The 8,514-nt window shown below is 38.1% G+C and carries 7 protein-coding genes; 2 read left to right on the top strand and 5 right to left on the bottom strand.

The window, feature by feature from the left end; all coding sequences use genetic code 11:
- Nucleotides 1-21 precede the first annotated feature (21 nt).
- Nucleotides 22-1,074, top strand: coding sequence for a DUF2157 domain-containing protein (locus D6734_06100; protein RMF95186.1), 1,053 nt, complete (start codon nucleotides 22-24; stop codon nucleotides 1,072-1,074).
- Nucleotides 1,075-1,144: 70 nt separating this feature from the next.
- On the opposite strand, the gene D6734_06095 is transcribed toward D6734_06100, so the two are convergent.
- From D6734_06095 to D6734_06075, 5 genes are read right to left on the bottom strand one after another with little or no spacing between them, the layout of a single operon-like run.
- Complete coding sequence (locus D6734_06095; protein RMF95185.1) at nucleotides 1,145-2,197, bottom strand: hypothetical protein; 1,053 nt, start codon at nucleotides 2,195-2,197, stop codon at nucleotides 1,145-1,147.
- Nucleotides 2,198-2,202: 5 nt separating this feature from the next.
- On the bottom strand, nucleotides 2,203-4,263 hold the full coding sequence (locus D6734_06090; protein ID RMF95184.1) for a hypothetical protein: 2,061 nt from the start codon (nucleotides 4,261-4,263) through the stop codon (nucleotides 2,203-2,205).
- Between the two features lie 8 nt (nucleotides 4,264-4,271).
- Entirely contained in the window at nucleotides 4,272-5,237 is a 966-nt protein-coding gene (locus D6734_06085) for a flavodoxin family protein (GenBank protein RMF95183.1), read from the bottom strand.
- Between the two features lie 2 nt (nucleotides 5,238-5,239).
- Complete coding sequence (locus D6734_06080) at nucleotides 5,240-6,865, bottom strand: thiamine pyrophosphate-binding protein (protein RMF95182.1); 1,626 nt, start codon at nucleotides 6,863-6,865, stop codon at nucleotides 5,240-5,242.
- Nucleotides 6,852-7,463, bottom strand: coding sequence for a flavin reductase family protein (locus D6734_06075; GenBank protein ID RMF95181.1), 612 nt, complete (start codon nucleotides 7,461-7,463; stop codon nucleotides 6,852-6,854). Before D6734_06075 ends, D6734_06080 begins: the two co-directional genes overlap by 14 nt.
- A 209-nt stretch (nucleotides 7,464-7,672) precedes the next feature.
- Here D6734_06075 and D6734_06070 point away from each other — a divergent pair, with 209 nt between their 5' ends.
- The gene (locus tag D6734_06070; protein ID RMF95180.1) at nucleotides 7,673-8,164 is read left to right on the top strand and encodes a hypothetical protein; all 492 of its coding nucleotides are present in this window, start codon (nucleotides 7,673-7,675) and stop codon (nucleotides 8,162-8,164) included.
- Nucleotides 8,165-8,514: the final 350 nt, after the last annotated feature.

Below are 8,514 nucleotides of genomic sequence, written 5' to 3'. Positions count from 1 at the left end.
TCCATAAGGTTGATATATTATATGAAGCTCTCAAAAAAGAATGCACAGATATTGACATCGGCAATAGAAAAATGGGTTGAGGAAAATCTCATTTCCAAAGATCAGGGCAAGATGCTTATAGAAAGTTTCGAGGTATCGTCATTTGATTGGAAAAGGTTGGCAAAGTATTCTTTTTGGGTGGCAATCATTTGTATCATAACCTCGATATGTGCAATTGTTACCGATGATTTCTTGGTAGAACTGTTATTTACATTATTTGATGTTTCCTATTTTGTAAAAGCACTGTTTGCGGCGTTGATTGCTGCTTTGATTTATAATTATGGCATTAAAAGAAAGGAAAAGTGGCCGGAAAAAGTTTTTAGCAACGAAGCAATTTTTTTTCTCGGTGTATTTACGACGGCGCTTTCAGTTGCATGTCTTGGCAAAGCGTTGGATACTGGAAGCGGACATTTCTCCTTGCTTATTTTGCTTCTCGCAATAGTATATGGAATTCTTGGTTTGCTCTTTCCTTCAAAACTCGTGTGGATTTTTTCGCTCCTTTCATTAGGAGGATGGTTCGGTGCTGAAACAGGTTATGTTTCTGAATGGAAGGCATATTATCTTGGTATGAATTACCCTTTGCGTTTTGTTCTTTTTGGGCTTGTCCTCACTGCTGTTAGCGGTTTATTCGGCAAATGGCAGATATCCAAAGATTTTTTAAAGTCAACGAGAATAATGGGACTGCTCTATTTATTCAATGCATTATGGATTCTGTCAATATTCGGCAACTATGGATCCATAGATGAATGGGAGAAAGTCAAACAGATAGAATTGTTCTATTGGTCGATATTGTTTGGAGTTGCAGCTATTGCCTCGATTTATTATGGACTGAAAAACGATGATGCTATGACAAGAGGTTTTGGTATAACATATTTATTTCTCAACTTATATACGCGTTTTTTTGAGTACTTTTGGGATAGTCTTCATAAAGCTATATTTTTTGCCATCCTTGCGTTGAGTTTCTGGTATCTTGGAACAAAAGCTGAAAAAATATGGCATCTTGATTTTGTTTTCGGGAAAAAACAAACCGAGTAATTATAGAAAAATTCCTAAAAACAAAAATTATCTAAAATATTTGATAAATGGAATGTAGTATTAAAATTCTTCAGGGTTTAATCAGCACCTTCAACGATTCTCCGCTCATCGAGAGCTTAAATCCTTCTTCCCATTTTTCTAATGGGAGAATATGGCTTACAATTGGCTCAATATCAATTTTCCCGGTTGCAAGTATATCAATTGCTTCATTCCAGCAGGGAGTGGGGTCACCACGACATCCAAGCACCGATAGCTGTCTTATCATAACTTCGTCTGCAAGTGAAATCTCAAAAGGTTCATAGCCAGCTCCGGTCAATACGATTCGTCCGCAGTTTCTAACTATTTTGAAAGCGGACTTGACTGCTTCTGCTGCACCTGCTATCTCCACAACAATATCTGCACCGAATCCATTGGTTTGCTTTTTTATTTCTTTCTGCGCATCATCTTTGTCAGCTGTGAAAATAAAATCAGCGCCTAATGATTTTGCAAGTTTGAGGCGTTTTTCATCTTTTGTGAGCCCAACAACAAAAATTTTTCCAGCGCCGTAATATCGAGCAAGTATTAGCATAAGAAGTCCAATCGGTCCGGGACCTATTATGGCAATGCTTTCACCTTCTTTTATTTTTCCCACGACTTTTAATGCATTTACAGAAAGACTCAACGGCTGACACATTGCGGCTGACTTTAGGGATACATTGTCAGGAATAATATGAAGATTCTTTGCTGGAATTGGCAGATATTCACTGTATGCTCCCTGTTCCAGCATATATGCACCTGCTGTGGGACAGAAGTTGTTTTTGCCGTCTTGACAGAAGATACATTTACCGCAGGGATTAGTTGTAACTTCTCCTACGACTCTGTCCCCTTTTTTGATATTTTCTACTGCACTGCCAACCTCTTCTACGATACCTGAAAACTCATGGCCAAGCCCAACCTTTTCCCTATTTATTACTCCCTTTGGAAATCCTTTCCTATACAGCATCAATTCGGTGCCGCAGATTCCACAATATTCAACCTTTACGATAACATCTTCAGGGGAGTAGGGGGTTTTTCCTGCTTTTGGACGAGGAATATCTTCAATGATAAACTTCGAATCGCTCAATCTTGCATATAGCGCTTTCATTCTACTTATCCTATCTTGTCAACCCTGCACGAAAGTGATTTCAATGAAGGAAATCCAGATATTGGGTCTCGTGCCTCGATATCCGTCAATAAATTTATATTAGCTTCACTCCAGCCGTGAAGCATATGAATAACTCCCTTCATTATTTTATCAGTAACTTTTGCTTTTACTTTGATTTTTCCTCTTCTCGATGAAAGATAACATTCATCACCATTGCTTATTCCTCTCTCTTCTGCGTCGTCAGGATTTATTTCAAATGAAGGAATTGGGTTTGTCTTATTAAGAGATGCTATATTTCTGAATTGTGAATGGTTGAATTGAGGAATTCTTCCTCCTGTTGTAAGAATAAAGGGATATTCCTTGTCAGGTATTTCTGCAGGCAATTCGAATTTCGGCACGGGTGAGTAGCCTGTTTCCTTGAAAATGGAAGATGAAAGTTCAATTTTTCCGGATTTTGTCGGAAACCCATTTTCAAGACTTTTTCCAATATCAGGTGTATGAAAACTTTCATCGAGAGACGATTCAAGTAAATCGTAATATGTTTTTCCTGTGGGCTTCAAGAGATATGTAATTCCTTCTTCAATATTTGACCATGGAATTTTGTCTCTTAATCCAAGTCCGTCGAATATCCTTTCCCATATGAGATTGTCAGCCATTGCTTCGCCAATCTGTAGGACTTTTCTTTGCAATGAAAGTGGCTGTTGAATGGAAAGCTCGTCTCTTTCAAGAAAGCCGGCTGCAGGCAGTACAATATCGGAAAGCATTGCTGTTTCAGACATAACTGTGTCTATGGTAACCAAAAAATCGAGGCCTTTCAGAAAATTCACTGTTTTTGCAGAGTTTGGCCAAGTAAGAGCGATATTGCTGCCGTCAACAATAAGTCCTCTGATTTGATTGCTATCTTTCTTTTCAGAATATTCCGGAAATGTCATTGCTTGTGCCTGCCTAAAATATCTTGTAAATATTGGATGCTCTTTCGTTCCAACAGGAGGTGTGGAAAGAGGAGGCATATCTTTTGTCAAGGGCTGTGAAGTTGGGGCTACTTTTAAAAAGACATTGCAGCCTTCGCGGTCGATTTTACCTGTTATTGAAAGAAGGACAGCAACGGCGCGCACAGTTTGGTTGCCATTGGTATGCTGGTCAAGAGAGCTTCCTTGTTCAATTGATGCCTTTTCAATCATTGCAAACTCTCTTGCAAGTGCTTTTATTTCATCTGCTGATATCCCGGTTAGCGATTCAATTTCTTCAAAACTGATATTCCCTGTCAATGCCAATATTTCATTGAATCCGACTGTATATCTTTCAACAAAGTCAAAATCAAATATCCGTTCTTCAATGATTGTTTTTATCATTCCAAGGGCAAGCGCTCCGTCTGTGCCGGGTTTTGGAGCAATATGTTTGTCAGCTATTTTTACTGATTCTGTTATTCTTGGGTCTATAACTGTGATTTTTGCTCCTCTTTTTTTTGCCTCGAGCAATCTATTCCTTGTGCGAAGCGATGATACTAAGGGATTTGTGCCCCATAGAATAATATAGTCTGTCTTCTCATAATGCGGGGAAGTCCATCTTCCATAGGTAACCATATTAGCCATTACTTTCGATATATTGCAGATTGAACCGGTACAGCAAAGGTTTGGAGTGCCATAGAGATAACAGAAGAGGCGAAGGAGATAAAGCGTCAAGCCCTGACAAATTATTGGGTCACCAAAATATACGGCAAGGGATTGTGGTCCCTTATCGTTCTTCAATTTTTCGAGAAGGCGGCATACTTCGTTGATTGCATCGTCCCAATCTGTCTCTGTTAATTTGCCGTTAATCTTTATCAGCGGCTTTTTTATTCTTGAGGGACTGTTTGCTATGTCGAGAGCATTCATACCTCTTATGCAGAGCTTCCCTTTACTGAAGGGATGCTCTTTGAGACCGCTTATCTTCGTTATTTTGTCTCCTGATTTTTCTATTTCCATTCCGCAGTTGTCAACACATATTCCACATACAGTTTTTATTTTTTCAATCTTTTCCATATTGTCTCCTCGACTATGTGTCTGACGAGCGCTTTTGCCTGCCATTGTGGCTTTTACAGGGGTGTTACAAATTCTTTTCCTGCTTCATAGGCAATAGCAAGTCCTTTTTCGTCTTTTCTGATTATCCCTTTTTTATAGTATTCACCCCAAAAACCACAGGCAGTAATAATTTCTGTTGTTATGACCTGAAAAAGCTTCAGGAGTATGACCTGAAATTCAATGATATGGTTGTATGCATCATTACTAGGCCATCCCCATGTGCCTATTATTGCACCGCGTTTTTGCTCTTTGAGCTTAGGAAAGTGAAGAGGTGAACGAAGAGCATCAAGACGATCAAAAAAGACCGAAGTTATGGAGCATTCTCTTCCTGTGTATATAGGGAAAGCAAGGACAACACTGTCTGCTTCGATAAAGGAGTGATAGATTGGCGTCATATCATCACGTAAGATGCAAAGTTCGGGTATCTCCTCGTCTTTGCATTTCATACAGCCTATGCAGGGGGATATTTTCATTTTCTGAAGAAAGAATTTTTCAATATTTGCACCCTCTGATTTTGCTCCTTCTAAGAAGGTGTCGAGAAGAATTTCTGTATTTCCTCCTTTTCTTGGACTTGTAAGAATAGCGACAATCCTCTGCTCAGATGGATTTTTTGATGGTTTTGGTTCCGTAGGGTCATCTTCTCTGTGCCATCTCTTTACTTCTATGAGCCATTTGTTTTCATCGACTTTTTCCTGTGCCTGTTTCTTGCGCTCAAATTCTTGGGGCGCCTTTACTCTAAGAAGAAGTGGTTCATAGGATTTTGGTAGGGCTTTTACTGCTCCGCTGAAAAGAATTTCTTCTGTTATGACATCTGCATTGTTTTCATATGCTATAAGTTTTGTGTAGGAAAGAATCTTTTCCTTCCATGAGTTGCGAACAATAGAGGGCCAAATAGCTAAAATCCTTTGAAGAAGCTCTTTCGCCTTTTCATCAAATTCAAAGTTTTTCAAAACAATCCTTCCATAACACTGAAAAGATATTTTTAGACTCCTTTTTCCTTCGTAATAACATTTATGAGATGTGGACCATTTTCAGAAAAGACCTTCTTTAATGCCTTTTTTATTCCTGATGGAGATTTGATTTCTATTGGTTTGACGCCCATAGATTTTGACAGTGCGGAAAAATCAATTTTCTTCCACATATAATAATCATCCTGTTTCCGATACTTCATATTTGCAAGATAATTGAGAGAAGAATATCCATTGTTGTTGAGGATAATCTGAACGAAGTTTTTCAATCGATAATCTGCGGCTGTGGATAAATCCTGACAGTTGAACATAAAGCCACCATCGCCTGAAAGACTTATGATTTTTCTATCTTTTTGTGAGAAAGAGGCTCCAATTGCCGCTGGAAGCGCAAATCCGAGACAACCAAATGAGCGAGTAGAAAAAAATGCGCGTTTATGTTTCATCTCGGGCATAAGGTGAGAATATGGAATCCATATTGAATCAGTAAAGAAGCTCGCTTTTTTATCTTTTATAAAATCTGAAAGCTCGAGCAAAAATCTTTTTGATGTGAGTGTACTTTTATCCTTCTTCAATTTTTTATATTCTTCATTTTTATAAGAGTTGTACGCTTTTTGGTATTCTTCATAGATCTTTTTTCCGGAAGCAATGGGAAAATCTTTGCTCATCGATGCAACCTTTTTATTTATTGCATTCAGAAATTCTTTGATATCTGCTTTTATATAGAGATTTGCTTTTCTGAATCGGGGATTTTCATTGTCGATATCAACTCGAATTATTTTTTCAGGAAGTTTCAACATTCCCATTCGTAAGTTAACTGGATTTAGGCGAGCACCCAAGGCAATGAATAAATCAGCCCTATTTATGATGTCTGTATTGAATGTGTAAGGAGGCATACCTATTGAAAGAGGAAAGTCGGGGGGCAACGAGTTTCTTCCGCCAAGTGATGATAGGGCTGGAATTCCTGTTAGTTTTATGAATTTTTTGAGCTCTTCTTCTGCACTGCTTCTTATTACACCGCTTCCCAAAAAGAGCATAGGATTTTCAGCTCTTTTGATCATTTCAACTGATTTTGCGATTTGTGCTGCTGACGGTTTTGCTGTTTTGTTCTTTATCCTTATGTTTTTAAAGGGCGCAGATTCATCTATTATTGTGTTCGGTATATTGAGATAAACCGGTCCGGGACGCCCGCTCGACGCAATTGAAATTGCGTCAGCTACAGACTTCTCCACATCTGATGCTTTTTTGGGGGTAATAATCTTTTTTGTAATCGGTGAAAGCATTGTGAAAGAGTCGATTTCGTGGAATCCTTCGCTGCCCAGATTTTCTCGAGGATGGTCAACAGTGATAAAAACAAGAGGCACAGACTGATAATAGCACTCTGCAACTGCTGAAACGAGATTTGTTATTCCGGGACCTCCCATAACCATACATATACCGGGCTTATTTGTAGTAAGGGCGTAGCCTGTTGCAGCAAAGCATGCCGCCTGTTCATGTTTTAAGAGAATAGGCTTTATTCGGCTTTTTCCTTCAATTGCTCCGTAAATAGGAGCAATTGAGCTTCCCGGCAGATGAAAGATTTCTGTAACACCATTATTCGCAAGTGACTTTAAAACCAATCGAGGAGTTTTAATTTTCTTCATTGTAATATGCCTTTACAATTTCATCAGATGGGATGCCGAAGAAATAGTAGTTTTCACCTACAGGTCCTCCGAATCCAATCTGAAGTTTTATGTTTTTTAGTTTCTCTTCCCGCGTCATATTGACTATATTTTCATTTATAGATATATCAACTACATTGCCTATTATGTGATATCCTGACTTTCCCATTGGTATAATTCTGTCGAGCGTGCATTCGTAATGTCCTACGCATTCTTCGATGCGCGGCGGTTTTACCTTCTGTGCCGGGATTGCAGTTAGACCGGCCTTTTCAAGCTCATTTACTCCTTCATCATAATGGCGTCCTGTAATCATCGTTTCTTTAATGAGCTTGGCTTCTGGCCAATTGACTACAAATTCGCCAGTTTTTTCGATATTTTGGGATGTGTGCCATCCCTTGTACGCCATAACGATAAGCTGTGGATTTTCTTCGCTGTTGTTCCACGGAAAGCACATTGCAAAGGGAGCGGCGTTTATTTGTCCTTTTTCATTGACGGTGGTGATGATGCAGCATCCCATTGGGATTGGAAGATATAATTTAAACCACCGAAATTCATTTGGGGATACACTTACCTTTTTCATATCATCTCCCTTTTTTTGAATTAGAAATGATGTATTTGAAATAAAAAAATGAAATCATTTAGTCAAGAAATTAGAGATAGGATTGAAATTGTAACTCTTTGTAGAATAGGGGATTTTAAATTGGACTTGCAGAAATCAATAAATATTATATAAGCACCTCGATACATTAAGATTATTAAATCAAAAGGTAAAAAAAGGAGAAAATTCAGATGAGCAAAAAGAAAGTTGGAGTTATCATTGCCTGTCATGGAGATGTGCCTCTTGATTATATAGAGGAAAATAAAGAAGCATTTGAAATGGCTGAATCACATATAGAAGTACTTTCCAATAATACCCGTGATTTGCCGCGCACAAGGGAAACAGACCCTTTTAAATATGATGTTGAAGATTTGATTGAAAAGATTAAGGAAAAAAGAGAATATCAATCCATTGAAGCAGGATATATGAGTTTTTGCGGTCCTTCGATTCCTGAAGCTGTGGAGAATGCTCTAAAGAATGGAGCAGAAAAGGTATTAGTAATTCCTCTTTTTAATGTCAAAAGTAAACATTCGGTTGTTGATATTCCGCAAATCGTTGAAAAAGCAAAGGCAAAAAATCCAAATGCAGATGTTTCCTATTTGGAGCCGGGGGATGATGAAATAAAGAATCTTTTAGCAGAGATATTGATCAAGAAGATTGATAAATCAATTGGAGACGAATAGACTTGTCCACATATTTAAGGCAGGGAGGTATCTAACCCTCTCTGCTTTTTTTATGCTCTTTCATTTAATTATACTGCTTTCCTGAATCGATTAAAACTTACCTTAGGAGGAAGATTCCCTATTTTGAAATTTTCTGTTTTGAGTAGAATTTCCAAATGAAAAGAGGGCATTATGCTAAATATGCCTGTCAAGATATCAGATGGCAAAAGAGCGGATAGAAGTCAGCTCCTGTTATTTGTTATGATTGAGACAAAGAATATGTACTGATTTGAATTTTGCCAAATAGCATAAAAGAAGGATGAAATATAAAACTCTCCTTTTTAACAAATTCCATTACAGTTATAATAGAG

The sequence above is a fragment of the Candidatus Schekmanbacteria bacterium genome, from assembly GCA_003695725.1.
In the GTDB taxonomy this organism is placed as follows: Bacteria; Schekmanbacteria; GWA2-38-11; order GWA2-38-11; family J061; genus J061.
This window is presented reverse-complemented; position numbering and strand designations above follow the sequence as displayed.